General features: G+C 47.1%; 24 protein-coding genes. 16 read left to right on the top strand and 8 right to left on the bottom strand.

The genetic code is table 11. The annotated features are described in order from the left end of the window. Positions 1-33 precede the first annotated feature (33 nt). On the bottom strand, positions 34-1,122 hold the full coding sequence (locus LRL21_RS18665; protein WP_240417309.1) for a hypothetical protein: 1,089 nt from the start codon (positions 1,120-1,122) through the stop codon (positions 34-36). Between the two features lie 315 nt (positions 1,123-1,437). Here LRL21_RS18665 and LRL21_RS18660 point away from each other — a divergent pair, with 315 nt between their 5' ends. Next, positions 1,438-2,202: a sensor domain-containing protein gene (locus tag LRL21_RS18660; protein WP_240417308.1), complete on the top strand. Its 765-nt coding sequence runs from the start codon at positions 1,438-1,440 to the stop codon at positions 2,200-2,202. A 310-nt stretch (positions 2,203-2,512) separates the two neighbouring features. On the opposite strand, the gene LRL21_RS18655 is transcribed toward LRL21_RS18660, so the two are convergent. Beyond that, on the bottom strand, positions 2,513-4,288 hold the full coding sequence (locus LRL21_RS18655; protein WP_240417307.1) for a sensor histidine kinase: 1,776 nt from the start codon (positions 4,286-4,288) through the stop codon (positions 2,513-2,515). Further along, a complete protein-coding gene (locus LRL21_RS46305) occupies positions 4,285-5,097 on the bottom strand; it encodes a response regulator transcription factor (RefSeq protein ID WP_240417306.1) in 813 nt (270 codons plus the stop codon). Before LRL21_RS46305 ends, LRL21_RS18655 begins: the two co-directional genes overlap by 4 nt. Before the next feature lie 265 nt (positions 5,098-5,362). On the opposite strand from LRL21_RS46305, the gene LRL21_RS18645 reads away from it, so the two are divergent. The 7 genes from LRL21_RS18645 to LRL21_RS18615 are packed head-to-tail and all read left to right on the top strand — an operon-like array spanning position 5,363 to position 13,178. After that, the gene (locus tag LRL21_RS18645) at positions 5,363-6,691 is read left to right on the top strand and encodes an ABC transporter substrate-binding protein (RefSeq protein ID WP_240417305.1); all 1,329 of its coding nucleotides are present in this window, start codon (positions 5,363-5,365) and stop codon (positions 6,689-6,691) included. A gap of 5 nt (positions 6,692-6,696) precedes the next feature. After that, positions 6,697-7,575 carry a carbohydrate ABC transporter permease gene (locus tag LRL21_RS18640; RefSeq protein ID WP_240417304.1) on the top strand — a complete coding sequence of 293 codons (879 nt, stop codon included), beginning with the start codon at positions 6,697-6,699 and terminating at the stop codon, positions 7,573-7,575. Then, positions 7,572-8,405 (top strand): carbohydrate ABC transporter permease, encoded by an 834-nt coding sequence (locus tag LRL21_RS18635; protein WP_240417303.1) that lies wholly within the window; start codon positions 7,572-7,574, stop codon positions 8,403-8,405. Before LRL21_RS18640 ends, LRL21_RS18635 begins: the two co-directional genes overlap by 4 nt. Before the next feature lie 24 nt (positions 8,406-8,429). After that, complete coding sequence (locus tag LRL21_RS18630; protein WP_240417302.1) at positions 8,430-9,776, top strand: 4-hydroxyphenylacetate 3-hydroxylase C-terminal domain-containing protein; 1,347 nt, start codon at positions 8,430-8,432, stop codon at positions 9,774-9,776. Continuing rightward, positions 9,770-11,242 (top strand): 4-hydroxyphenylacetate 3-hydroxylase family protein, encoded by a 1,473-nt coding sequence (locus LRL21_RS18625; RefSeq protein ID WP_240417301.1) that lies wholly within the window; start codon positions 9,770-9,772, stop codon positions 11,240-11,242. Before LRL21_RS18630 ends, LRL21_RS18625 begins: the two co-directional genes overlap by 7 nt. Before the next feature lie 17 nt (positions 11,243-11,259). Next, complete coding sequence (locus LRL21_RS18620) at positions 11,260-12,864, top strand: FAD-dependent oxidoreductase (RefSeq protein WP_240417300.1); 1,605 nt, start codon at positions 11,260-11,262, stop codon at positions 12,862-12,864. Further along, positions 12,861-13,178, top strand: a complete 318-nt coding sequence (locus tag LRL21_RS18615) for a 4Fe-4S dicluster domain-containing protein (protein WP_240417299.1) — start codon at positions 12,861-12,863, stop codon at positions 13,176-13,178. Before LRL21_RS18620 ends, LRL21_RS18615 begins: the two co-directional genes overlap by 4 nt. 199 nt (positions 13,179-13,377) lie before the next feature. On the opposite strand, the gene LRL21_RS18610 is transcribed toward LRL21_RS18615, so the two are convergent. Both LRL21_RS18610 and LRL21_RS18605 read right to left on the bottom strand, forming a co-directional pair. Then, a complete protein-coding gene (locus LRL21_RS18610) occupies positions 13,378-15,099 on the bottom strand; it encodes a sensor histidine kinase (RefSeq protein ID WP_338044640.1) in 1,722 nt (573 codons plus the stop codon). A gap of 14 nt (positions 15,100-15,113) precedes the next feature. Beyond that, entirely contained in the window at positions 15,114-15,848 is a 735-nt protein-coding gene (locus tag LRL21_RS18605; protein ID WP_240417297.1) for a response regulator transcription factor, read from the bottom strand. Between the two features lie 138 nt (positions 15,849-15,986). On the opposite strand from LRL21_RS18605, the gene LRL21_RS18600 reads away from it, so the two are divergent. From LRL21_RS18600 to LRL21_RS18590, 3 genes are all read left to right on the top strand, one after another. Further along, complete coding sequence (locus LRL21_RS18600; protein ID WP_240417296.1) at positions 15,987-16,247, top strand: copper amine oxidase N-terminal domain-containing protein; 261 nt, start codon at positions 15,987-15,989, stop codon at positions 16,245-16,247. Between the two features lie 118 nt (positions 16,248-16,365). Next, the gene (locus tag LRL21_RS18595) at positions 16,366-16,506 is read left to right on the top strand and encodes a TraB/GumN family protein (RefSeq protein ID WP_240417295.1); all 141 of its coding nucleotides are present in this window, start codon (positions 16,366-16,368) and stop codon (positions 16,504-16,506) included. Positions 16,507-16,533: 27 nt separating this feature from the next. Beyond that, positions 16,534-16,845 carry a YbjQ family protein gene (locus tag LRL21_RS18590; protein ID WP_240417294.1) on the top strand — a complete coding sequence of 104 codons (312 nt, stop codon included), beginning with the start codon at positions 16,534-16,536 and terminating at the stop codon, positions 16,843-16,845. 304 nt (positions 16,846-17,149) lie between these two features. Here the strand turns inward: LRL21_RS18590 and LRL21_RS18585 are convergent, their stop codons facing one another. Then, positions 17,150-17,626, bottom strand: coding sequence for an SRPBCC family protein (locus tag LRL21_RS18585; RefSeq protein ID WP_240417293.1), 477 nt, complete (start codon positions 17,624-17,626; stop codon positions 17,150-17,152). 112 nt (positions 17,627-17,738) lie between these two features. Between LRL21_RS18585 and LRL21_RS18580 the strand changes: the two genes are divergently transcribed. Then, positions 17,739-18,152 carry a winged helix-turn-helix transcriptional regulator gene (locus LRL21_RS18580; RefSeq protein WP_240417292.1) on the top strand — a complete coding sequence of 138 codons (414 nt, stop codon included), beginning with the start codon at positions 17,739-17,741 and terminating at the stop codon, positions 18,150-18,152. Positions 18,153-18,529: 377 nt separating this feature from the next. Then, positions 18,530-19,417 (top strand): fructose bisphosphate aldolase, encoded by an 888-nt coding sequence (locus LRL21_RS18575; protein ID WP_240417291.1) that lies wholly within the window; start codon positions 18,530-18,532, stop codon positions 19,415-19,417. Between the two features lie 145 nt (positions 19,418-19,562). Here LRL21_RS18575 and LRL21_RS18570 read toward each other — a convergent pair whose 3' ends face one another. Continuing rightward, the gene (locus LRL21_RS18570; protein WP_240417290.1) at positions 19,563-20,201 is read right to left on the bottom strand and encodes an NADPH-dependent F420 reductase; all 639 of its coding nucleotides are present in this window, start codon (positions 20,199-20,201) and stop codon (positions 19,563-19,565) included. 126 nt (positions 20,202-20,327) lie between these two features. Here LRL21_RS18570 and LRL21_RS18565 point away from each other — a divergent pair, with 126 nt between their 5' ends. Then, entirely contained in the window at positions 20,328-20,651 is a 324-nt protein-coding gene (locus tag LRL21_RS18565) for a winged helix-turn-helix transcriptional regulator (RefSeq protein ID WP_420832464.1), read from the top strand. 343 nt (positions 20,652-20,994) lie between these two features. Next, positions 20,995-22,308, top strand: coding sequence for a DUF3221 domain-containing protein (locus LRL21_RS18560; RefSeq protein WP_240417288.1), 1,314 nt, complete (start codon positions 20,995-20,997; stop codon positions 22,306-22,308). Positions 22,309-22,370: 62 nt separating this feature from the next. Here the strand turns inward: LRL21_RS18560 and LRL21_RS18555 are convergent, their stop codons facing one another. Then, positions 22,371-23,054, bottom strand: a complete 684-nt coding sequence (locus LRL21_RS18555) for an Ldh family oxidoreductase (RefSeq protein ID WP_240417287.1) — start codon at positions 23,052-23,054, stop codon at positions 22,371-22,373. Between the two features lie 183 nt (positions 23,055-23,237). On the opposite strand from LRL21_RS18555, the gene LRL21_RS18550 reads away from it, so the two are divergent. Beyond that, on the top strand, positions 23,238-23,768 hold the full coding sequence (locus tag LRL21_RS18550; RefSeq protein ID WP_240417286.1) for a DinB family protein: 531 nt from the start codon (positions 23,238-23,240) through the stop codon (positions 23,766-23,768). The last annotated feature ends 71 nt before the right edge of the window (positions 23,769-23,839 follow it).

The following is a 23,839-nucleotide window of genomic DNA, read 5'->3' as shown; positions in this document are numbered from 1 at the left end:
TAACTGGTATGCGGGCTTGATGTATCCTTGCAATCAAAACTCACGATTAGGGTCTTCTACAAAAAACCAAAAGCCAGCTTTTTCGCTGGATTTAATGGAGTATTTCACCCCATTCTTAATTACAGATGCTTTCAAATTAAGCGTGTCATTGCCTTCTATGAAACCCAAATCCATGAGGACTTCCTCACATTCCTTCCGTGACAAGCCGGGATTCGTAGCCGCGATCAAGGCAACATACGATTGCAGCAAATTGGTTGCAGTTTTTTCGGTTCCATCCGTTCCCCCGGCTATGAAGGCTGATCGCAGGCTTCCGTCTTTGGCATTGAGGTCTCCGCTTAAGGTGAGAAGATCAGTAAATTTTACATCAAAACTAACTTGCTTTGAATCAATAAAATTGATCTTGTTAATTTGATGGGAAATCCCTAATTGTTTGGCAGATGCATTAAAGGCCTGTTTAAATTGCTCCAAGCTCGGACTAATAGAGCCAACCCGTTTTGATTGTTCACGCTTGGTAACCGCCTCTTCATAGGGTTTTACATCAATGGCGACTTCGGATTTAAGGGTCTGAGCAGATCGATTACCAATTGAAAGATATAATTCATCGATAGTTTTGGCACCGGATAAAGCTACACCTCGACGAGTGAGCGGAAAGCGAACAGCTCCCACGAAATCTCCAGAACTACCATATTTACTTGGTTTGGGATCATGAAAATAGAGCCAGACATATTCGAAGCCCATGGAATCCTTACGTATACTTTCTACTATTTGCCTGAATTCAGCTTCGGTAGTGGCGTCTGTCATAACCCTAACTTTTCTGCTGGGCACCTTCTCATTTTTATTATCTTCAAAAATGGTATACGGCACTGTTTTGGGAGCCTCTTTAACGGGAGTGTTCAGTTGGTTGGATGCGGTGGTTGCAGCAACATTCGTTCTATTGGCAGTAGCCGGGGCTTCAAATGAAGCTACAGTTGCACTTATGGCAATAATAAAAAACACAAATAACGCTCCTGATAGTATGAAATATTTAGTATGTAGTCCCTTCTTTTGAAACAGCGCTATTACCGCCCCGAGTAAACAAGCAAGTGATCCCAGAAAACACATTACACTAATAAATGCCCACATTGTTTAACAACCTCAGATCATCTCTCCATCGGCTAGAGGATTTGCTCGAAATCTGTCAAATCCAACTATACCAAATATAGGAATAAAGTGCTATGCATAAGCTTACTGATCACTTCATTTTGTTATCGTTGGTATAATGAAGTCTAAAGGACTATAAAGCGTCTTTGCTTCAATAAGTTTATCTGAACAGGAGCAGTCCTAGTCTAAAGCCTAGGTTCAGACCCTCCCTAAGACGGTTATGTCAGGCAAATAAGACGGATATAATGGATTTATAACTTAGAGCGTGACATATGAAGCCAAAGGAAGTGTTTGAATATGAAGGCCATAGAAGCGACTGCAAAAACGTCGACAGGTAAAGTAAATTGGGTGCTTTTTAATCCAAAGACCTATGCGACGATCCTCTATTTATTGCTATCTCTCCCGTTAGGGATTATCTATTTTACAGTAGCGATAACGGGACTTGCACTATCAATCGGTTTAACTCCAATTTTTATCGGAATACCGCTGTTTTTTGGAGTAGCTAAGCTGTTGAATGGGATTGTGAATTTTGAACAAAGCATGATTAGACAAATTTTAGGTTTACCGACTCCTCTTGTTTCGTATACCAACAATCAACAGTCTGAAGCTGGGCAGAACTGGTTGATGCGAATGATGAGAGGATTTGACAGTGGGCTATTTATTCGAAATCTGCTGCTCGTATTACTAAAATTTGTAACAGGCATTGTATTTTTTGTTATTATGGTAACGGTGATTTCATTAGGACTAGGATTTATTGCTCTTCCAGTCGTACATATCATTTTGATGAATGAAATCCAGCTTGATATTTTAGAGAATAGCTTGTTTAGTTATTTTCATATAGATTGGACCTATAATCAGCAATATATGCTGTACGTAGGCGTTGGCCTTGTACTTTTTTGGATCGCGCTTCGCGTTGTGAATGGGCTCATGCAAATTCAGCGCAGAATCATGTATGTGGATGAGCCGTATCAGCAGCCGCCAGTGCCAGTGGAAGCACAAATACATGCGCCAGTTCAGTCGCAATATTATGAGTATCAAGAGATCAGCCCGCTCAAGGGATGATGCAGCCAGCCTAAATTCTACACGTGTGGAGTGCGTGGCAAGGATATATCGGGAGGATATAATTTAATAACAGTGTGGGGACTTCCTTTTGAGGAGGTTCTTTTTTATGCTACTCTTCGACTGGACCTATGGCAAGAAAGCAGACACTTAATAAGAGTATTTAAGCCCATCGATTTGAATGCCATTGACCGTTTGCAGGTGGTTACAGCCGAGGCTGGAATGACTTTGGTCCATTTAACTGTTGCATTTTAAAAAGCGACATTTTGTTCGATTCTGAACGAAATGTCGCCTCTCTATTTATATGGCCGATCTAATCTTTGTCTTCCGGGCCCTTAATTGGAATATCCATGGATACAGACGTTCCCCAAGCAAGCTTGCTGCGAATCGTCAACCCGCTTTCTTTACCGTAAACTAGCCGGATTCGTTTATTCGTATTGGCAAGCCCAATATGGCTGTACACATGGTCATCCTCGTTGATTAATAGCCGAATTTCCTCTAATCGTGATTTGCTTATACCTGCTCCATTATCAATGATCGCAATATGGAGGTGTGAGGGCAGCCGGGAAATTTTGATCTTGATCTGTATCAAGGGGCGGTGCACAAGCAATCCGTGCTGAATGGAATTCTCCACCAAGGGTTGTAGCAGCAGCTTGACGATGCCAACGCTTTCGAGCTCTTCATGCTCATACTGCCAGTAAATCTCCAATTTATTTTTATACCGGACCTGCTGGATATCGATATAATGCTGCATATTCTGGATTTCTTTATCTATCGAAACAATTTCATGGGGAGTTTCCAGCGAATATTTTAATAAACCGGATAAATTCTCCAGCATTTGGTTGGCTTCATTGGGCTGACCAGTCAATGCAAGTACTTTCCAATAAATAGTTTGAAGCGTGTTGAACAAAAAGTGCGGGTTGATTTGCAGCTGCAAGGCTAGTAATTCCGCAGCTTGCAGCTTATACTTTTTCTCGGAAAGCTGAACCTGCAAATAATGCTGTTCTAGGAAATTTTTAATGATTTTTTCCGTAATAATGCCATATTCGTCCTTAATTGCCGGGGCCGTGACCTCATGCAAGGGAACACCCTTTTCTGCTTGCTGCAGTAAGGTCATCATTCTTCGTATTTGGTTGGTGCTGTGTCTGGTAAGCAAGTAGGCAAGCGCCAGGCCGAGGCCCAAGGATAACAGGACGATAAAAGCAGTAAAGGTGCTCAGTTTAAAAGGAATCTGATTTAAAGATGACTGCGGTGTTACGGATAGGTAACGCCACCCTGAGACCGATGAGAGCTGCTCCGAAACGAAGTAGGTGCTGCCGCCGGACTCCCAAATGAAGGGTCCGCTATTCTTAGGGATTAGCTCACTATTAAATTCATAGGTTTCAGATCCGGGATGATTACGGAATATGATATGTCCCTCTATATCGGTGACAATAATATGCTGGTTGGGGTATGTGGCCATTTGATCCAGCAGTTTTTCGATATAATCGGTATAAATATTAATGGCAATAACGCCCCGTGGACGGGTTTGGACAGCCGAAAACATATTTTTATACATCGTGGTAACAGAAATTGGCTTTTCGAAGGAAAACCGTTGAATTTGCCGCGATTCCGTCCAGATTCCCGTGAGATTGCGGTTTTGGTTATAGCTGTTTATCCAGGAGGTGTCGTGGAAATCATCAAGGCTGATCAATCCGGCACCGTTGGCGAGAAATTGATTATAGTTATTATTTACGTATACATAGATAGATTCAATATAAGGCTTGACACTGGCTGGAGCCCTCAAATAGTTCTGAATAACCTTCATGAGCCGAATATCCTCTAACGTTAAGGTTTGGGTCTGGAGGATATCCTCCATCCTGAACAAAACATCAAGATTGCCAAGACTAACACTCAGCGATTCCATTTCATTGAAAATCTGCTCCATATTCCGATCCAATTGGTTGAACAAAACGAGGTTGTTCTTATTGATTTCCCCTTGAATGTATTGCTGGGTAATATAGATGGATAGGCTGCCGAGGATAACAACAGGAAATAATAGGGGAGCCAGAAATAGCAGCAGGTTTTTGAAAAAAAATCGTGTGCTCATTCGTTTTCACTTGGTTTTCCAATAGATTTTTCATTTGGTTGTTTGTCGCCCGCAAGCTCGCCGCTGTTACGAAATTCGCGGGGACTGATGCCATAAAATTTTTTGAAAGTTCTTGTAAAGTTTTTTGGATAGCTGTAGCCAACCAGTTCACTGATTTCATAGGTTTTGTAGTTAATATCTTGAAGCAGCTCGATAGCTTTGCCCATCCGGATTTCCACGATATAGTCCGAGAAGTTTTGCCCTGTCTTCTGTTTAAAGTACTTGCTGACGTAATCAGGATTCATGCGGATCAGACGAGACGCGTCTTCAAGAGTAGCTTTGGAATAATTATGCTCAACGTAGCTTTTAATGGAACCGATCACTTTATCTTGGAACGACCCCTCGTTACCCTCCTGAGCACGCTGCTCCTGTAAATCGGGATGATGCTCACTATCGTTGTCCAGTTCAGCCTTAAGCTTGGAAAATATCTCATGAATTTCATTGAAGTGCGTAGGCTTTAGAATATATCCCTTAACATCGTAGGTTAGTGCTTGCTGCGCATACTCAAAGTTTTTAAACGCGCTCAGCAGCAGGATCTTGGTTTTGATTCTCCGTTCGTGCAGCTTCTGTATAAGTTCCAGTCCACTCATAAGCGGCATCGAGATGTCGCATAGCAGAACATCGACGGGATGTGACTCCATATATGTAAAAGCGTCCAATCCATTATCGAATGTTTCTACTACATGGAAACCAATTTGCTGCCAAGGAAAGTATTGGGCGAGTCCATTACGTATTTCCGCTTCATCATCAACAAGCACAAGTTTATACACGCGAATTTCAACCTCCGTCTGGGACTTTCATTATAAAATAAAGTAATCCTATCGGATATGTTAAAAGGATACTGGATTTTTCGGTTCTTGTATAGGTTCCTTGATTGACAAATATACGCTTCAACCAATGCTTGTAGGGGAAATGATACTTTTTTTCTTAAAAAAAGTCATACAGGATACCAAATCTAAGATTGGAGTTGTATTTTTTTTACTTCAAACCCTTTATAGTAAATATGCAGAGAGCATAAAGGAGGAGAAACATATTGTGAGAAAACCGACTAAATTTATTGGAATACTATTAACGTTAATGATGGTAGTTGCAGTTGGCTGTAATAATGGCAGCAGCACACCAGCTGCAGGGGGACAAAGCGTGCAGCCGCAAAAGGACCAACCCCAGGAGCCAGCCAAAAAGGTGACCTTGCGGTTTGCCTGGTTTGGAACGGAGGATAGGCATAAAGCCGTGCTAGAAGCGGTAGATTTGTATATGAAGAAATATCCGAATATTACGATCGAGCCTGAATATGGCGGATTTGATGGTTATTATCAAAAATTGGTTACGCAATTCGCGGGGGGCACGGCACCGGACATTACTCATCTTGGCATCACTTGGATTGATGATATCGCAGTGAAGGGTAAGCTGGTGCTGGATTTAAACACACAGAAAAAGAACCTGAATCTGGAAGCCTTTAACCAGGATTTTGTAAACAAATACACGGTATTTGGAGGTGAGCTAATCGGGTTGCCGATGGGTGTTAACGGGATGGTTATCGCCTATAACCTGGAGTTTTACAAGAAATTTAGCATTCCCGCCGACACAAGCTGGGATTGGATCAAGATTCATGAACTTGGGAAAAAGGTGCATCAGCAGGACCCTAAGGCTTATCTGCTCGCACAGCTTGACGTCCGTAACTTCCTTCATCCTTATGTCAAACAACAAACGAACCAGCAATGGATTAAGGACGATAAGACGCTTGGTTTTGACCAGGCTATCCTGACAGAAGCCTTTACTTATTATAAAAAGCTTTTGGACGATGGTGTGCTCCAGCCGCTTGCAGAAAGCAGCCTGTACCCGGATATTTCCCAGAACGTGAGCTGGCAAAAGGGGAACGCGGGTATGGTGTTCGTCTTGGCTTCTACATTATCCAAACATAAAACCTTTATTCCGCAGCTGGATGTAACTACATTCCCGATTGCGGCGAATGCCAAAACCTCAGCTGTGCAGGTCAATCCAACCACACCGCTGGTCATTAATAAAGCGACGAAAAACCCTGAGGAAGCGGCGAAGTTCATCAGCTGGCTGCTGACAGATCCAGAGGCGGCTGAGCGTTTACGCGATGTATTCAGCGTGCCGCCAGTAGAGAAGAACGCCAAAAAGCTGGCCGAGCAGAACATCATTGATGCAACTGTAGTTAAAGCGGTGGGCCTTGCCCTTGCCAAGCCGGGTGACCCGGAGAATGGGATCAGCGGCAACCAGGAGTTGTTCAAGCTGAGCGAAGACTATTTGCAGCAGGTAGGCTTCGGCAAAATAACACCTGAACAAGGCGCAAGCGAATTAATCCGCAGAATGAACGAAAAATTGAAGGATATCAAGTAACGGTTATGCGTAAATGGTATGTCGGCTTGCTGTATATCAGCCCGTGGATCTTAGGCTTCTGCGTACTGACGCTCTATCCTTTCCTGGCTTCTTTGTATTACTCGTTCACCGACTACAATATGGTGCGTGAGCCCGTATTCATTGGCTTGAAAAATTACAGCATGATGGCTGTTGATCCGGATTTTTATCAATCTTTAAAAGTAACCTTCTATTATGTACTTATGGCTGTGCCCGCCAAGCTGGCCGTAGCGCTGCTGGTAGCTGTTATTTTGAATATCCCGCTTCGCGGAATTGGTATATTCCGCACGGTTTATTATTTGCCCTCGCTGCTTGGCGGGAGCATAGCCGTCTCGATTTTATGGAAATTTCTTTTTATGCGTGATGGCTTGATTAATGAAATATTGGGTCATGCCGGGGTTGGTCCTATGGATTGGCTCGGCAGTCCGAAATTAGCTCTGTTTACGATCACTCTGCTGCCGGTATGGGAATTTGGATCATCGATGGTTATTTTTCTGGCAGGCTTAAAGCAAATCCCCAAGGAGCTCTATGAGGCTGCAAGGGTTGATGGTTCATCGAGGCTGGCAACATTTTTTCGGATTACACTGCCTTTGCTGACACCAGTCATCCTGTTCAATCTGGTCATGCAGACGATTGGCGCCTTCCAGCAGTTTACCGCCGCTTTTGTAATAACAGGGGGAGGTCCACTCAAATCGACATTTTTGTACGGACTGATGCTGTACGAGCAGGCGTTTAATTTTTTCAAAATGGGCTATGCTTCGGCTCTATCCTGGATCCTGTTTCTTATTATTTTGGCAGTTACCTTTCTGCTGCTAAAAACCTCCGACCGCTGGACGCATTATGAGGATGGGGGAGAGGCGAAATGAGCCGGGTGCAAAAGATTTTGTTGTTCATGCTGCTATCGGCAGTGGGCATAGCTTTTATTTATCCGCTGTTATGGCTGGTTGCTGCTTCATTCAAGCCGAATGCCGAGGTGTTTACCTCAATTGGCTTGATCCCAACCGATTTTGTATGGGATTCCTATGTGAAGGGCTGGAAGGGAATCGGGAAAAACAGCTATGTTGTTTTTTTTCGCAACACCTTTGTCATGGTGCTGCCTGTCGTAGTGCTGACCGTTCTGTCCAGCATGCTGATCGCATACGGCTTTGCGAGGTTTCAATTTCCTTTGAAAAAGCTGTTCTTTGCATTAATGATATCGACGCTAATGCTTCCGGATGCAGTGATTATGATTCCACGGTATTTGCTGTTTAAAAATTTTGGCTGGCTGAATACGTACCTGCCCTTTTATATTCCTGCTTTGCTTGGAGTAAATGCCTTTTTTATATTTCTGTTAATTCAGTTCTTTAGGGGGATTCCCCGGGATTTGGACGAAGCAGCCGTGATGGATGGTTGTGGCTCATTTAGCATTTTGATCAAGGTGCTTGCGCCCTTATGCTTGCCAGCTTTGGTTTCGGTAGGCCTCTTCCAGTTTCTGTGGACCTATAACGAATTTTTTAATGCTTTGATCTACATCAATAGTGTCGCCAAATATCCGGTATCGTTGGGCTTGAGGATGACGCTGGATACGGATGGGGCGGTGTATTGGAACCGGGTAATGGCGATGTCGGTCGTCACGTTGCTGCCTTGTGTGGTTGTGTTTTTCACAGCCCAAAAGTATTTCATTGAAGGTATTACAACGACAGGCATTAAAGGCTAATGCTGTAGGAAAGGGTGGCTGGAGATGGAACAGGCAAAGGAGTCAAGTCACAAAAACGACGTGGATGTGGAGAAGGCTGGCATTCGCACCAATAGACGCACATACCAGATCGATGGGGTATTGCAGCCGTCGCTGGACGGGCATGCGCCATACGAATGGGCAAAAGCTTGCTTGGGGCAAGAGTTTGGTCATGCGAAGCATCCGCTGAGAAAGCAGTCTTATTCTTGCCCTAAGTCATTGGATGAGCTGATGATGAAACGGACAGGCTTGTACAGCCTGGCAGGCGGCAGATCTGTGTTTGCCACGGGGCTGGCGGATTACGCGCATGCGCTGCTGTCTGCCTGGTCTGCTGTTACGTGGCATGAGCACAGGCGCAAAGATGCAGGGCTGCCCTTGGAGCAGGCCGGACCGCTGGAGCCTGTTTATCCCAGAGGGATTATCCAAGCGGAACAGTTGAACTTGCTGATCGAAGCATTCATCGAGCAAAGCAGCCTTGTCACCCTTTCATGGCAGCCTATACAACCGCAGCAATCTAGCACGGCTGCCGTATACCCAGTGGTAACTTACACGAAGGAGGGCGTTGTACTGCGAGGAACGCAGGTATTTGGCAGCGATACGTTGTTCGTGGATGAGCTGTTGGTTTTCATCCGCGAGGAGGGAGGCTCAGATACGCTTGCAGTTGTGCCGATAGATAGCGAGCATCTGGTAGTGCGGCTCCATCCAGACTTCGATTCTGGAGTCACGGTAACCTATAATGCCGTGCTTGTGCCCTGGAGCCGGGTGCTGGTCGATCGTGATACCAGTACCGTGAAACGATTGCTTCGTGATCCAGCCCATAGCTCATGGGCAGATTACCAGTGGGCAGCGAGGCAACAGGCGGAGCTAGAGCTTGTCGCGGGAATGTCGTTTGCGCTGGCAGAGGCGAGCGGACTCGGTAACGAGCTCCATGTTCAAGGGGAGCTCGGGGAGCTTGTGCAAGCTATCGATACGATGGGGGCTTTGCTGCAAGCAGCGGAGCTCGGCGCCTATTTGTCGCCAGAAGGCGTGCTCCTGCCCGCAGCATTGCCGACTCAGGCTGCCAAACGGGCCGGGAGCATGCTGCTGCAGAAGGGCTTTGAAACCCTTCAGCATATAAGCGGCTTAGCCACTTTGGGTGCAGCCGGCATCAAGGCTCCCCATGACAGCGAGCTGCTGCGCGGAATATGGGAAAAGCTCGGCAGCCCCCAAGCCTTCAGAAGAAGGCTGCATGAGCTATATGCGTTCGGCGACTCGCTTCAGCAGGCGCAAATTCTGTTCGAGCAATATCCATTGCAGCCGTTGCTCAACCGCTATAGGGAATTCTGGTTAAAGGGAGAGGATACTCTATGCTAGCAGGATCAAACACGGGTACAAGCTCAGGGTCGAGATTTATACAACGCTTAAATGATGGCAGGAAGGTGTGGCTGGATGGGAAGCTGGTCGAACATATTGCGAGCCATCCCGATTTTCGTGGAACGATTAAATCTGTAGCGGGTATTCTTGATTTACAGGATGACCCGGTGCTTGCCCCGCAATTGGTCTATGAGACAGAAACAGGAGCCCGGGCCAACATGGCCTTTCTGATTCCAGAGCAGAAGGAGGATATATTCCGGCGCAGCCGTTCATTCAAAATTTGGTCGGACGCGACCTTTGGTGTAATGAGCCGGGTAGGCGGAACTTATCGCGGGCAGGTGGCGAGCCTCTATGTCGGCCGGGACTTGCTCCAGTCCAGGGATCCTTATTACTCGATTAAAATAGCCAATTATTACCGGTACGTCCGGGATCATGATCTTATGGTGACTTCCGCCGGTCACGACCCTCAGATTGACAGGACCAAGCTTTCCTCTGAGCTTGGAGGTTTGTACACAGCATTGCGTATCGTACGTGAGACTGAGGATGGGATCATTGTCCGTGGAGCTAAAATGCTGGCAACTGGCAGCCCCTACATGGATGAAATTATCGTATCCCCCTTGGCTAAGAAGACGTCAGAGGAAAAGCCTTACGCGCTTCTGCTTATGGTTGCTGTGAATACACCGGGGTTGCACCTGATTTGCCGGGAATCCTTTGCCTCAGAGGATGAAGAAAACCAACCGCTCAGCTCGCGTTTTGACGAGATGGATGCCGTACTGGTCTTCGATGACGCCCTGATCCCTTGGGAGCGGGTGCTGGTCAAGGAGGATCCCGAGCTGCTCTGGAAAGTTCGCTCCACAGCGGTTGGCAGCGGGCTCGGCTTGCACGAAAGCATTGTCAGGCTGGTCAGCAAGCTAGAGTTTGTCGCGGCTGTTGGCAATGAGCTGGCGGATTCGATAGGGATTAAGAAATTCGCCCATGTGAAGGAAAAGCTGGCTGAGCTATTGTACCAGCTGGAGTCCATCAAAGCTCTACTGTTGTCAGCGGAGCATGAAGCCAAGCTGGATGATGCTTCGGGCGTTTGGCTTTTGGATAGCGGGCTGATGACGACAGCCAAAAATCTCGGGAATCGCTATTATCCAAGAGCGATCGAAATTTTGCAGCAGCTCTCAGGAGCGGGATTGCTTCAGGCTCCTTCGACGCTTGCTGAATTTCGCGGGCCGTTGGGTTTGCAGCTTCAGGCTTATTACCGTGGTGCAGACCGTGGTGCCGAAGAGCGGGTAAAGCTGCTGAAGCTGGCTTGGGAGCTGGTTGGCAGCCAGCTTGGTGCGCGCCACGAACTATATGAGAGGTACTATGCTGGAGATCCTATAAGGACCTATGCAAGGCAATATGTCGAATATAACAAGCAGCCGCTTATCGATAAAGTGCAGGAGCACTTGCTGAGCAGCACGTTTCATCACTACTAAGGTTGGAGGTATTCAGAATGGGCGAAACAAAACTGAAAGCGGATTTGGAATTAAATGTGGATGTATTGGTCATTGGTGGCGGACCTGCTGGTGCGTGGTCGGCAATATCTGCCGCCAATGGTGGAGCCAAGGTGGCGCTTGTGGACAAAGGCTACTTGGGTTCAAGCGGTGCGACCGCTCCATCCGGAACAGGTGTCTGGTATATCCAGCCTGACGATAAGCTCCGGCAAGAGGCCAAGCTGGGCAGGTATGATCTGGGTGGCCAGCTTTCTGAGGACAGATGGATGAACAGGGTGCTGGACAAAGCATACGAGCGAATGAATCATTTAGCACAATGGGGTTACCCTTTTCCGGCGGATGAGCATGGGGCGGTGCAAATCCGGGCGCTGCAAGGACCGGAATATATGAAAATGATGCGGAAGCTGGTACAAAAGGCTGGGGTGAAGGTATTAGACCATAGCCCGGCGCTTGAGCTGCTGGCGGATGCTCATGGTGTGGCCGGGGCAAGGGGTGTGCGCAGCCAAACCAACGAATCCTGGATCGTTCGTGCGGGTGCAGTTGTCATCGCGACGGGTGGCTGTGCCTTCCTTAGCAAGGCGCTCGGCTGTAATGTATTGACAGGGGATGGGTATCTATTGGCTGCTGAAGCGGGTGCAGAGCTTTCTGGCATGGAGTTCTCCAATGCCTATGCCATATCGCCAACCTTTTCCTCGGTAACGAAAACGGCCTATTACAGGTACGCCAGCTTTTATCATGAGGATGGCACGGTCGTGGAAGGGGCTGCTTCACATCGCGGACGTTCTGTGATAGCGAGGAACCTGCTGCAAGGGCGGCAGGTATATGCTTGCTTGGACCAGGTGCCGGAGGAAATGAAGCCCATACTTCGAGTGGGCCAGACGAACTTTTTCCTTCCCTTTGATCGGCTAGGAATTGACCCTTTCAGGGATTCCTTTCCGGTTACACTTCGTCTGGAAGGCACGGTTCGGGGAACCGGGGGTATCCATGTTATCGACGAAACCTGTGCTACAAAGGTGTCGGGGCTCTATGCGGCCGGTGATGCGGCAACCCGTGAATTTATTTGCGGAGGCTTTACCGGTGGGGGCAGCCATAATGCAGCTTGGGCCATGTCCTCAGGCTCCTTTGCCGGGCAAGGTGCTGCCGAATTTGCATTGGCTTTAAGCGGTAAAGCTGAGGACAGAAGCCTGCTGGGTTTGTCCACATCTCCGCTTACGAGCCAGCAGTCCGACCCATCGCCTGGCAAGGTGCAGGAGTATGTGGAGGCAGTCAAAGAGGAAGTACACCCTTACGACCGTAACCTGTTCCGGACGGACAAGGTTCTTAACGATTCATTGGGGCGGCTCGACGAGCTATGGAAGCAGCAGAGGGATCAAGCGATTACTTTGAATGCACAAGGGTATAAGGCACGTGAAGCATTGGCCATGACGGCTACAGCTCGCTGGATGTACGAATCGGCGAAATTCAGGACAGAAACCCGCGGTATGCACCGACGAGTGGATTTTCCTAATATTGATGCCAACCAGCACTATCGCTTGGTTAGCGGTGGGCTGGATCGGGTATGGGTGAAGCCAGAGCAAGTGGTAGGAAAGGTGGCTGCACTTTGATTGAAATCGTGAGTGATTCCAAATGCATTCAGTGCAATTTATGCGTTTCGGTATGTCCGACCAATGTGTTCGATCGTATAGATGATGGTATCCCTGTTATTGCCCGGCAGAGTGACTGCCAAACCTGTTTTATGTGCGAATTATATTGTCCCGTGGATGCTCTATATGTGGCTCCAGATCCAGATCATGTTACTCTCATCACCGAGCAAGAGGTGGCTGGCGAAGGCTTAATTGGAGGCTATAGGGAAAAGGTGGGCTGGGGACCAGGCAGGACACCGGTTACGAGAAATCCACTTATGCTCAGTCTGAGGTAGTCCTAATTGTAATAATACGTATCAGGCTTAACGTTGAATTATCGGGCCCGTGTATGTTCTACAAATTAATAAGTTCATACAAGTTCATTGATTTCGCGAGAAAATATTTGGGTAAAAAGGTATTATCTGGTTATTGAAGGCTCCAGCAGGTTAGCAACCGACACTACCCGCTGGAGCAAATTCCGGAGCCTACCGTTATTCAGCAAGGCAGCAGGATCTCAATTTTCGTGCCTTGCCACACTTTGGATTGTACCTGGATTTCGCCGCCGTGCGCTTCCACGATGGATTTGGCGATGCTCATCCCGAGCCCGGAGCCATGCGTCGATTCTACAGTATTCGTTCCCCGGTAGTAGCGATTGAACAAATGATGCAACGTTTCCTCATCCATCCCTTTGCCATTATCGATTACTCGGATGCATGCCTTGTTGTTCAACCTGCCAACAGAGACGGTTACGATCACACCCTGCGGGTTATGCTTCACGGCGTTGGACAGCAGATTGTCCATCAGCCGCTGCAGCCAGGTTTCATCTGCCTGTACCAGCAGGTGCTTCTCCTCCCCAACGTAGTGAAACTGATACTCAGACATCGTGGCGTCGTTGACGTACTTCAGTACAGAGCGGCGCACCAGCTCTACCAAGTCGATTTCCCGAAGCTCCATGATCGAATCGCCCTGCTTGAGCTGGTGAATCAATGAGAAGTCGGATATCAGCTCCAGCATATAGTCCCCCTTTTCCCGGATCGTCGAGCCCATGATGCGCATCTCCTCTTGGCTCCATTGCTCAGGCAAGCTCTCCAGCATATACCCATAGCCTTGAATTGTGGCCAGTGGTGTGCGCAGATCGTGGGAAATCCCTGACATCCACTCTGCTTGCGCCTTTTCCAGTCTCTCGCGTTCCTTTTCGATTTGAGCCAATTGATGAGTCATTTGATAGAAGGATTCAATTACCTCCTTGTAGAGCCTGTAGCGGATGCGCAGCATGCCGTTGCGACGGAACACCTTGCGCATGTCCTTGGCGGTCAGTACCTGATCGTACTGTCCACAGCCCATGCGTTCGAACCAGCCTGCGAACAGAATCAGCGGCTGAGCGTAGCGGTAGCCATGCCAGATGGAGATCGGCAGCGCCAAGAGCAGGATCAGAACTGCAAACCAGACGAGTCCACGCGTTGCTGTTTCCATCACAGGATGCTTCAGAGGGGCTCCTGCTGCATGGGTTGTATAGAGGATCCACGTCATTCCGCTCAGCTTGTCCCTATGGGCGACAATATTCGTGTCATAGTTGCTGGGCGATTGCTGGATGGCCAGAATATCCAGCGGTCGATACGCCTTCTTCACGTATGCTCCATCGCCGATGCCTTGTACGATATGGCTCTCGGGATCGATCACCTGCAGATAGCTGCCAGTTTCGCGAACCCGCTGGTCCAAGAGGGGAACCGCTTCGCTACGCACGATTCCCTGCTGCCCATAGGCATCGAACCAGGCCACAAGCTGATCAAGGTCAGGACTGGGGTAGCCCAGCATATACAGAAGCGGATCCTGGAAAGAAAAATTCAGCTGAGTGTGTACGGCATATGACCCGAGCGTCCGTGTCTCTTGAATATCGAGCAGTTGAGCGATGGAGTAAGAGGTTTGCAGCATCTGATACGGAGCTGTATTGACGGCGTAGATCACTTCTCCTTCGGCACTGACAACCTGCAGCCACATGCCTTTCTCCTTGATGAGCTTATCCCACTCGGGTGAGGTCTGAATGGTCCCGTCCTTGTAATGAGCTTCTTGAGCGATCTGTTGCAGGACGCCAACTGGAAAGTTCCGGCGTATCTCATTGCTCGTCATGTTCTGGAAGAACAGGATGCAGGCAACCAGAGTAATAGCCACAATAAGCAGGGCATAGAAGATCAATTGATATGTGAAGTGAAAGGCCATGCGCTGTTGGATCTTCATCGCTCCTGCGGCTCCTTCACCAGCTTGTAACCAAGCCCGCGTACGGTAAGCAGCAGCTTCGGGTTACCAGGATCGATTTCGATTCGCTCCCGGATGCGCCGGATATGTACCATTACGGTCGAATCATCGCCCTGTCCGTTGATCCCCCAAACCTTGTCGTAGAGCTGTGTTTTGGAAAATACGATGCCGGGAAACTTACAGAAGTGCAACAGCAGCTGAAACACCTGCGCAGGGCAAGGAACTGGCTGTCCTTCCACGATTAGTTCACCCTCCGCCTCGTTGACGGTGAAGCGGCCAAACCGATAAATCCCCGGTTCGGGCCGTTTCGCCGGACTGGACGTCGTAGCTTCTGGCTCCAATCGGCGTATGCGCGCCTGAATTCTTGCGGCCACCTCCAGAGGATTGAAGGGCTTCGTAATATAATCGTCCCCGCCCATGGCGAAACCTCGCAGGACATCGAGATCGGAAGCTTTGGCAGTCAGAAACAAAATATGCGGATTCCCGTATTCGCGGAGCTTGGAGCAAAGCTCAAGGCCGCTGCCGTCGGGGAGCATAATATCGAGCAGGATAATATCGGGGGCTTCGCGCTTCGCTAAATCGAGAGCTTCTGCACAGGTGGAAGCTGCGTACAGCTGATGAAACCCTTCCCTGCGTAACACCATTTGCAGCATCGTAACAATCGAAGGCTCGTCGTCGACGATTGCGATTTTAATATCAGATAGATTTGTCATTGTTTTCACCCATTTACATAGTAGCATAATCAGCTTAACAGAACCTAAACAGTAGGAGCAAAGTTAAGCTGATGTTTATCTTTTCGTTTAGGTTCTGTTTCATTGGGGCTGGTAGGATTGGGAATGAGCAGCTTTCATATGAAAGGAGGACAAGCAGCTTATCCAGGTAAATTCAGCAAGTCCGAACCGATTTTAGAAAATGGGGTGACACTCGTCTCGATGCGCCCAATTCTGGAGAAGCTGGATGTCAAAGTGAATTGGGATGAAGCGATCCAAACCGTCAGCGGTGCCAAAGAAGGTCTCTCCTTTTCCATTCAAATAGGCAGCATAGATGCTATTGCAAACGGCAAAGCAGTTAAGCTGGAAGCAGCGCCAAAGCTAATCCAGAATGTCACGTAAGTACCGCTCCGCTTTGTCGCTGAAACTGTAGGCTATCAAGCTGTCTGGAACCAGTCTCTACGTCAGGTTACCCTTATCACCAAGCAGCAATCCGATGGAAGCCGCGGCTTTGTTAGGAATGGCCGAGCAGATTAGAGGCTGTCTGAACAGCGATAAAAAAGAAACGTATATGGATGTAGTTGGAATGCTGCATATGCTGGGCGACCAGGGTGTAGTTCCATTGCTGGAGAAGGAAGGCTTTGAGGTGGAAAGACAGTAGTACTAGGCCAATTGAGGAGGAAAATTTATGATAATAACCACTACACCAACTATTGAAGGTTCCCCGATCAAGCAGTATCTGGGCATTGCCACCGGTGAAGTCATTATGGGAGCCAACGTATTCAGAGACTTTAAGGCGTCGATTACCGACCTCGTAGGGGGGCGCTCGCGCGCTTACGAAGGCAAACTTCAGGAAGCGAGAGATGCGGCATTTGCTGAAATGACCCAGAAAGCCTCGGGGATGGGAGCTAACGCGATTGTCGGAGTCGATATTGATTACGAAGTCATTCGAGAGGGTATGCTGATGGTCGCTGTAAGCGGGACGGCTGTGATCGTTTAAGCGACCTCACCCGAGCAAAAACAATTCATACATGTCTCATGTGTTCAATTTTGTGATCCATTATGCTATAGAGTCACGACTTACTGACCGAGATGATGAGTTTAACCACTGGCAAACCAAAGTTGCGAATGGACGCATAATTGAAGGTGAACCGTATCACAAATAGTTTTTTGGGGAGAAACCCGCAGGAGTCTGTGTTGACTACTGCTAATACGTTGCTCGACGCTTTGAGAAGAGGCAGCGCAATCTCTTGGCATAGCCTTGGTTGCTAAGCGCCGAGCCTTCGGTCTATGGCATGGGGTTTCTAAGAATTGTTAACTATGCCGTGTTTATTTGCAATTTGCTCACTTTGGTTGGGCTGGCCCTTACCCTTGGTGATCAAGTCGTGAAGGCTGCCGCTTATGTAGATGCCCCAGGAGTCTGTACAGACGGCGTAGCACTCATACGCGGGAACGAGGCCTACGTGCGTAAATCGAACTTCTGTTTTGCCGTCTTTCTTGTCGATTTCGAAGACAATGTCGGTATCCTTCCACTCACTCTTTTCCTTTACGAAGTTAAAATAGTTGTCTGTAATGTGCCAAACAACCTTTTTACCTGGAACAAGCTCGGTGATTTGGATGGTGCAGCGGTGAATATCTTGGTGGTGGTACTTAAATTCACCGAGTTCGTCGGTAGTGCCCTCAATTTCCTCTGACCACCATCCGCGGACGTTATTGATGGCGGCGAAGACTTCTTCGGGGCTTTGGTCTACCTTAAAAAAAGTGCTGTAACTTTGATTCATACAAGTTATCCCCCCTCGTTAATTGTTGACTACACACCGAGTATAAATCTTGTACTTGCAAAACGCAAGTACAAACTTGCAAAATGCAAGCACGAATTGTATAATCATTCTCATGAAAAAGCGATCTTCCACAGTTTGTCCTATCGTATATGCGCTCGATATATGGGGTGATCCCTGGAGCCTAGTCATACTTCGTGACGTCCTTATCCATAACAAGCGGTATTACCGCGAGTTTCTTGCTTCACGCGAGCACATCTCAACTAATATTTTGAGCGCACGGCTCCAATCACTCGTTGAAGCAGGCCTGCTCGTCAAGATAGAAGGAGATTCAAACCGCGCACAAACCATGTACCGACCAACACAAAAAGCACTTGACCTGTTTCCGGTCGTTTTTGCCATTATGCACTGGGGCTTGAAATACAACCCCAATACCGATATGACTATTCCGATCATGCAAGAACTAACAACAAACGAAAAAGGGCTGGAGTTGCGCCTTTTGCAGAATTTCGACGATATTACATCATAAAAAATCGCGTCGTAATTCCTACGTTCGTAAGCCATGAAAATAGATGCATACGGAGAAAGTATCGATATCGGTCTCGAAGCGATCGGTCAACAAAAGCTGAAAACAGTGGATTTTAGCTCGGGGCACTCTAATGAGTGCCCTTGTATTATTTCAAAAACTTACCGTTACAGATAGCGCGGGGAACCGTATCCCAAGTAATGGCGAAAAATATTGTTATGGGCAACTTTTAGAGTATTAAATTGTCGTTAACATTTCCATTGTTGATCGATAGCGATCCGTATTGACCTAACGGACAGGAAGAAGGCTCACACTTTTTCATTGTTGACCGATTTGATGTACAATTAAAGAAAAACGTATTTTAGGGAGGAACTTCGTATATGAACAAAAAGCAGATGGAACGAATTCGCACTGGCCAAGGGTTCATTGCAGCGCTGGACCAAAGCGGAGGGAGTACGCCTAAGGCGCTGCAGCAGTACGGCATTGAGCCGAGCCGCTATTCTGGTGACGAGGAGATGTTTGCGCTGGTGCATGAAATGAGGACGCGCATCATCAAGAGCCCTGCGTTTGACGCGGAGTACATCTTGGGGGCTATTCTGTTTGAGAACACCATGGACAGGAAAATCGATGGGTTGTTTACGGCCGACTATTTGTGGGAGAAAAAAGGAATCGTGCCTTTTTTGAAGGTTGACAAGGGGCTGACAGAGTCAGACGGCGGTGTGCAGTTGCTAAAGCCAATTCCTGATCTGGACGGCTTGCTCCGGAGGGCAGTCGAGCGCAACGTCTTCGGAACAAAGATGCGTTCGGTCATTCATGAGGCGAATCCTCAAGGGATTCGCAAGGTAGTCGAGCAGCAGTTTGAGCTCGGCAAGCAAATTTGGTCCGCAGGACTTGTACCCATCATTGAGCCTGAAGTGAACATTAACAGCTTCGACAAGCAGGAATCGGAACGGCTCTTGAAGGATGAAATCTTCAAGCAGTTGTCCGCTCTTGCGCCCGATGTGACCGTTATGCTGAAGCTCTCGATCCCAACCGAGGACGACTTCTACCGTGATCTGATGGACGAGCCGCACGTCGCCCGGGTCGTAGCACTGTCCGGCGGGTACGAGCGGGAGGAAGCTAACGTGCGGTTAAACCGCAATCACGGCTTGATCGCCAGCTTCTCGCGCGCCTTGGCCGAAGGCTTGTCAGATCAACAGTCGGGTGAGCAGTTCAACGAAATGCTGACCGATTCCATACGATCCATATACGAGGCATCAATCTCCTAAAGGGGCCTTAGCGGAGCCCGTGCTTACGAGCACGGGCTTTTTGTATGGAGGGCATTCTTCCTCGGGTAGTGGTAAAGCCGACAATAGAGGTTTCCCTTAACCTGAGGAGTTTCCCCACACATTGAAACCCTACTAAGTAAAGTAGTTAATGCTTTAGCAAAGCAAATGCCGAATTAGGTGATTGTAACTGGATTTCGCTTATTACACAAGCAAGCATAATGGATTCTTGCAGGCGGCTTTGTCGAATGTCTCCCAAGTCAATAATGTCAAACCAGCCCAGATCTTTAAGAAGAGATTTGACCTGATTTTTGGAATGTATTTCATTGCCCGAGATAAACATGACAGGCACGCCTTCTTTGAAATTTGGATGAACCATTTTCTTGTCACTGATCGTGTTGAGTGTTTTCACGACATAACAGTCTGGTAACAACTCTTGAACCCATTCCCCTGCTGACGTATTGTTGAATAGTAAGCGTGGACCGTTATCAAATTGAACAGCATTACTTACATCAATTATCGTTTTATTTTTCAGGTACGCAGGGTCAATCTGTTCAAGCACTTCCTTTAAACATGACCAAGGAAGTGCTACAATGATAATCTCAGCCAACTGGGCAGCCATATTAAACGAAGTGATATCCCCATTTTCCCCTATTTCTTGTTTCCATGCGTAATATTTGGAATTGTTAGGGTCGCGGCTGCTGATTAAAACGTGATGACCTGCATGAACTAACCCTTTGCTTAGTGCTATCCCTACATTACCTGCCCCAAGGATTCCAATATTCATATTAACCTCTCCTCTCTATGGTATGATTGTATGAGCTTTTTATTTTGCATGCAATAAGGCACTTTTTAGTATCCAAAAGTCAGTTTGATGTATAATTTAGTAAAAACTTGAGGTGAAACAATGCCTGTGCAATTAAACGATTGCCCTGTAGAACATGTATTATCAATTATAAGTGGAAGATGGAAAATTCCAATATATCGGCATCTTTATAAAAATATTGAACCCGTACGTTATAGCGAATTGCTGCGTCATTTACCGTCTATTTCTAAAAAAATACTAACGGAGCAACTTCGAGAGCTTGAGGCTGACGGTATAATCGAAAGGAAAATTTATGTGGAAACTCCGCCAAAAGTAGAGTATTCGTTGACTTCCCGTGGACGGTCAATGATTGTATTTCTTGATAAAATGAGCGAGTGGGGTGAGAAGTACATCTACTCGGAAAAAAAGTAGTGTGCAGCACTTTGGGATGCATGGACACATTAATGCGGTGAAACGCATCATCAGAATTGGTGAATTTTTTTTCAAGGGTGCCGGATGGCCTGACGTTGTCTCCGGCTCCCAAAACTATGTTCATTCAAGACATGCACGGATCAAGCATGCCCTTTAAAAGGGTTGCTGCGTTCTCGGAGAAAATAATATTTAGGCTGTAATTCGATACCTCGGCTGATTTAGCCAAGTAATGCTTATCTTGCACAACTTTTTGCCTTCCGTTATGTCTAAATCAATAAGGAAGGATGTGGGAATTATTCCAAAATCATATTTATTCAAGCGGTCCTATTTAGTTAGGTTGGTCATGTTAATTGCTTCATTAACCACATGCACGCTTTACGCCACAGAGGCACAATCAAGTGAAAGTTGGAACGAACAGCCAGGTGTGATATCAGCGTCTCAGCTGGTTCATGTAAATGAAACAGGCAGGTGGCTTGACGAGAAATGGTTGCCAAGCCAGTCTACCGAAGTAAAAGAGAATTATTACCCAGTCCATATGGAAGTTACGTTTATGAATGTAGAGGAAATGTACGATCTTCCTGAGGATGGTGGAAGAAATGGAGGCAAACTTTCCCCCCAGACTGTAACGGCCATTGGCCAGCTTTTCATTTGCAAGGAAGGAGTCACGGAAGGTGCCAAGGAGGCATCATTAGATCGCTGCCGAGCGTGGTATCGCATATTAACCTATTTAGGGGAAAAATGGATTGCCCCGACTAAAGCAATTGAGCATTACGAGAGTAAGCAAGCATTGGGGGCCTTTACCCCTTCATTTACAGCCTACCAGAATAAATTCAACTCCAGCATTCGCGAGCTAGAACCACTGTTCGCCAGATTCTCCGTGGAAATCGTTTCGCTATATATCGAAAACGGTATTGCCCGGCTTGAAATCCGAAAACTTTACCAGCACCGAGAGAAATTAAACGACGAAGAGGTCGAGGCGCTTAAGAACGCTATATTCAAATCAGTCGGAGGTTCGTTCCCACTCTCGATTACGACGTTTACCCTTTCTGATAAGACTGACCGTGCTGGAAAAATCATGTCAATTGACAAGCTGAACAAACGCGTGCTTGTTGTCTATTATGATAAACGGATCGGTATGGAACATTCTATTCCTGGTGCATATTGGTTTGGGCTTGCCGCCGATTCGAATATCCATAGAAAGGGGTATGAATTTCAGATGAACCTGGATGACCTTAGGGTTGACCAGACTGTAGAGGTTTGGCCAGCGAGAGCTAGTTTAATGAGCTATCCCGGACAAACCACTGCCTATGAAATTTCTATCGTTGAAGATGCCAAACCAGGTGAAGAAGGTATCCTCTTAAGTACGATACTTGGTCTTGATTTGACCCGCATCGACAAAATCGAATTGGAGTTTAAAGAGGGGAAACATAATATCGTCCTTCAAGAGCCCGACATTCTCCAGGCAATTACCGAACGAATGCAATACATCCGTCTGCAAATAGCCGATCAGTATCCAGGTTATGACACTTACACCATGACGTTGTATCAAGCGGATAAGAAATTCATTTATTCCGGTAATCTGGTCCTTCTACTGCTTCCTTACAGACCAACTTCTTTAACCATCGACCTTGATACATTTATCCAGAAGCTGAAATAATTTGCGAACGCTACACGGAGTTGCTTTCTCCCCAAAAGAGTGGCACGTTATGACCGCTATCGTTAATGCAAACAATATTTCTCAAGGGTCGCAACAAGTGAAGACGGAAGGTCTATTTCATCCTCTATACAGCTGCCTCCAGGGATATGAATACCTTTGGAGGACAGTCGGTCGATCTGTGACGCCATTCGAGCGGAAAAACCGGGAGCTAGTATTTCGGGTTTAAGGGCTACAATGAACAGGCCTACACCAGGGGAGTGACTCCCTTTATCAAAGGATGGAGCATCAAGTGACCAGTTCGCGCCTGTCGTACCTGCAGCAAGTATTTCAACCATGAGTGCGATATTGGCACCACGCGCTCCCCCGAAAGCAAGTAATGCCCCCTTGATGGCTTCACGCGAATCCATTGTCTTCTGTCCCTTCCCATCGATGGCCCAGCCTTCGGGGATCATCTCTCGCCGCTCTGCAGCCTGCCGAATATTGACAAACGCCGTGGCGCTAGATGCCTGGTCGATAACCAAGGGTGCCCGGTTGTCGACAGGCGCGGCGAATGCGAGCTGATTTGTGCCATAAACAGCCTCGCTGCTCTGTCCTGCAGCCATTAAAGCAGATCCATTGGTCGCAGCCAATGCTGCCAATCCTTTACGGGCAATCCGCCTTACGTAATAGCCCAACTCTCCAGCCGAATAGCTGTTTTTTAACGAAAATACAGTTACACCATTAGCTCTTGCCCGGTGTTTCCCCAACTGATGAATTTTACACGCGGTAGCCCTCTAGAGCTGCTGCGTTTTTTCAAGATTCGCCGCTAGACTATGAAAGAGGAAATTATAGCAAAATACATATTGTAAAAAGGTGGGAAAGGCAACTATGATTAGAAGGTACGAGTGAATAGCTATAAAAAATAATAACAGCTTGGAGGATGAGCTAGTATGCTTTACGACCTGCAAGGAGAAGCAAATATGTCACCAATTGTGGGGATATTATATTCCACTGTAAAAGAGAATAGCCAACGACTACAATTAATCACTGATGGCATGTCACAAGAAGGAATAGATTACAAGGGTCCCACTAACAATTATAATAGTACGGCTCAGTTAATAAAACATATTACATATGTTGATCTGAATTGGGTATATCGAATAAAAGGACAATCACTTCCACAGTTATTCAAAGAACAACATGGCCCCATGATAGATGAAAATAATAGGCTTCCGATGGTCACAGGGAAGTCTTTGGACACACTTTTGTCTACATATGAGAATGTAGTAACCATGTTGAAAGATACATGTGCACAACTAACAGATATTGATCTGGATAAAATTGTAACCTTTGGACATGAAAATGAAAAGCAAGCAACGATACGTTGGGGCCTGTGGCATATGGCTGACCATAGCCGCTATCATCAGGCTCAAATTAATCAGCTTAGAAAGTGGTATACTGAGAATTCTCTGTCACATTAAAGGCTGGTTTTGCGCTGTATAAAAAGCTATGATAAGCTTTATTCCATTATTTGAATTGTGCGATGGTTTGG

The organism is Paenibacillus periandrae (assembly GCF_022458865.1).
GTDB lineage: Bacteria > Bacillota > Bacilli > Paenibacillales > NBRC-103111 > Paenibacillus_S > Paenibacillus_S periandrae.
Note: the sequence above shows the minus strand (reverse complement) of the source record. Positions and strands in the feature narration are given on the sequence as shown.

Coding starts and splice junctions, on each gene's coding strand:
- LRL21_RS18605 (WP_240417297.1), bottom strand. CDS start 15,848: ATGACAAATCTATCTGATATTAAAATCGCAATCGTCGACGACGAGCCT.
- LRL21_RS18660 (WP_240417308.1), top strand. CDS start 1,438: ATGAAGGCCATAGAAGCGACTGCAAAAACGTCGACAGGTAAAGTAAAT.
- LRL21_RS18625 (WP_240417301.1), top strand. CDS start 9,770: ATGCTAGCAGGATCAAACACGGGTACAAGCTCAGGGTCGAGATTTATA.
- LRL21_RS18590 (WP_240417294.1), top strand. CDS start 16,534: ATGATAATAACCACTACACCAACTATTGAAGGTTCCCCGATCAAGCAG.
- LRL21_RS18630 (WP_240417302.1), top strand. CDS start 8,430: ATGGAACAGGCAAAGGAGTCAAGTCACAAAAACGACGTGGATGTGGAG.
- LRL21_RS18585 (WP_240417293.1), bottom strand. CDS start 17,626: ATGAATCAAAGTTACAGCACTTTTTTTAAGGTAGACCAAAGCCCCGAA.
- LRL21_RS18665 (WP_240417309.1), bottom strand. CDS start 1,122: ATGTGGGCATTTATTAGTGTAATGTGTTTTCTGGGATCACTTGCTTGT.
- LRL21_RS18620 (WP_240417300.1), top strand. CDS start 11,260: ATGGGCGAAACAAAACTGAAAGCGGATTTGGAATTAAATGTGGATGTA.
- LRL21_RS18655 (WP_240417307.1), bottom strand. CDS start 4,288: ATGAGCACACGATTTTTTTTCAAAAACCTGCTGCTATTTCTGGCTCCC.
- LRL21_RS18560 (WP_240417288.1), top strand. CDS start 20,995: ATGTTAATTGCTTCATTAACCACATGCACGCTTTACGCCACAGAGGCA.
- LRL21_RS18640 (WP_240417304.1), top strand. CDS start 6,697: ATGCGTAAATGGTATGTCGGCTTGCTGTATATCAGCCCGTGGATCTTA.
- LRL21_RS18595 (WP_240417295.1), top strand. CDS start 16,366: ATGGCCGAGCAGATTAGAGGCTGTCTGAACAGCGATAAAAAAGAAACG.
- LRL21_RS18575 (WP_240417291.1), top strand. CDS start 18,530: ATGAACAAAAAGCAGATGGAACGAATTCGCACTGGCCAAGGGTTCATT.
- LRL21_RS18600 (WP_240417296.1), top strand. CDS start 15,987: ATGAAAGGAGGACAAGCAGCTTATCCAGGTAAATTCAGCAAGTCCGAA.
- LRL21_RS18550 (WP_240417286.1), top strand. CDS start 23,238: ATGCTTTACGACCTGCAAGGAGAAGCAAATATGTCACCAATTGTGGGG.
- LRL21_RS18610 (WP_338044640.1), bottom strand. CDS start 15,099: ATGGCCTTTCACTTCACATATCAATTGATCTTCTATGCCCTGCTTATT.
- LRL21_RS18570 (WP_240417290.1), bottom strand. CDS start 20,201: ATGAATATTGGAATCCTTGGGGCAGGTAATGTAGGGATAGCACTAAGC.
- LRL21_RS18635 (WP_240417303.1), top strand. CDS start 7,572: ATGAGCCGGGTGCAAAAGATTTTGTTGTTCATGCTGCTATCGGCAGTG.
- LRL21_RS18580 (WP_240417292.1), top strand. CDS start 17,739: ATGAAAAAGCGATCTTCCACAGTTTGTCCTATCGTATATGCGCTCGAT.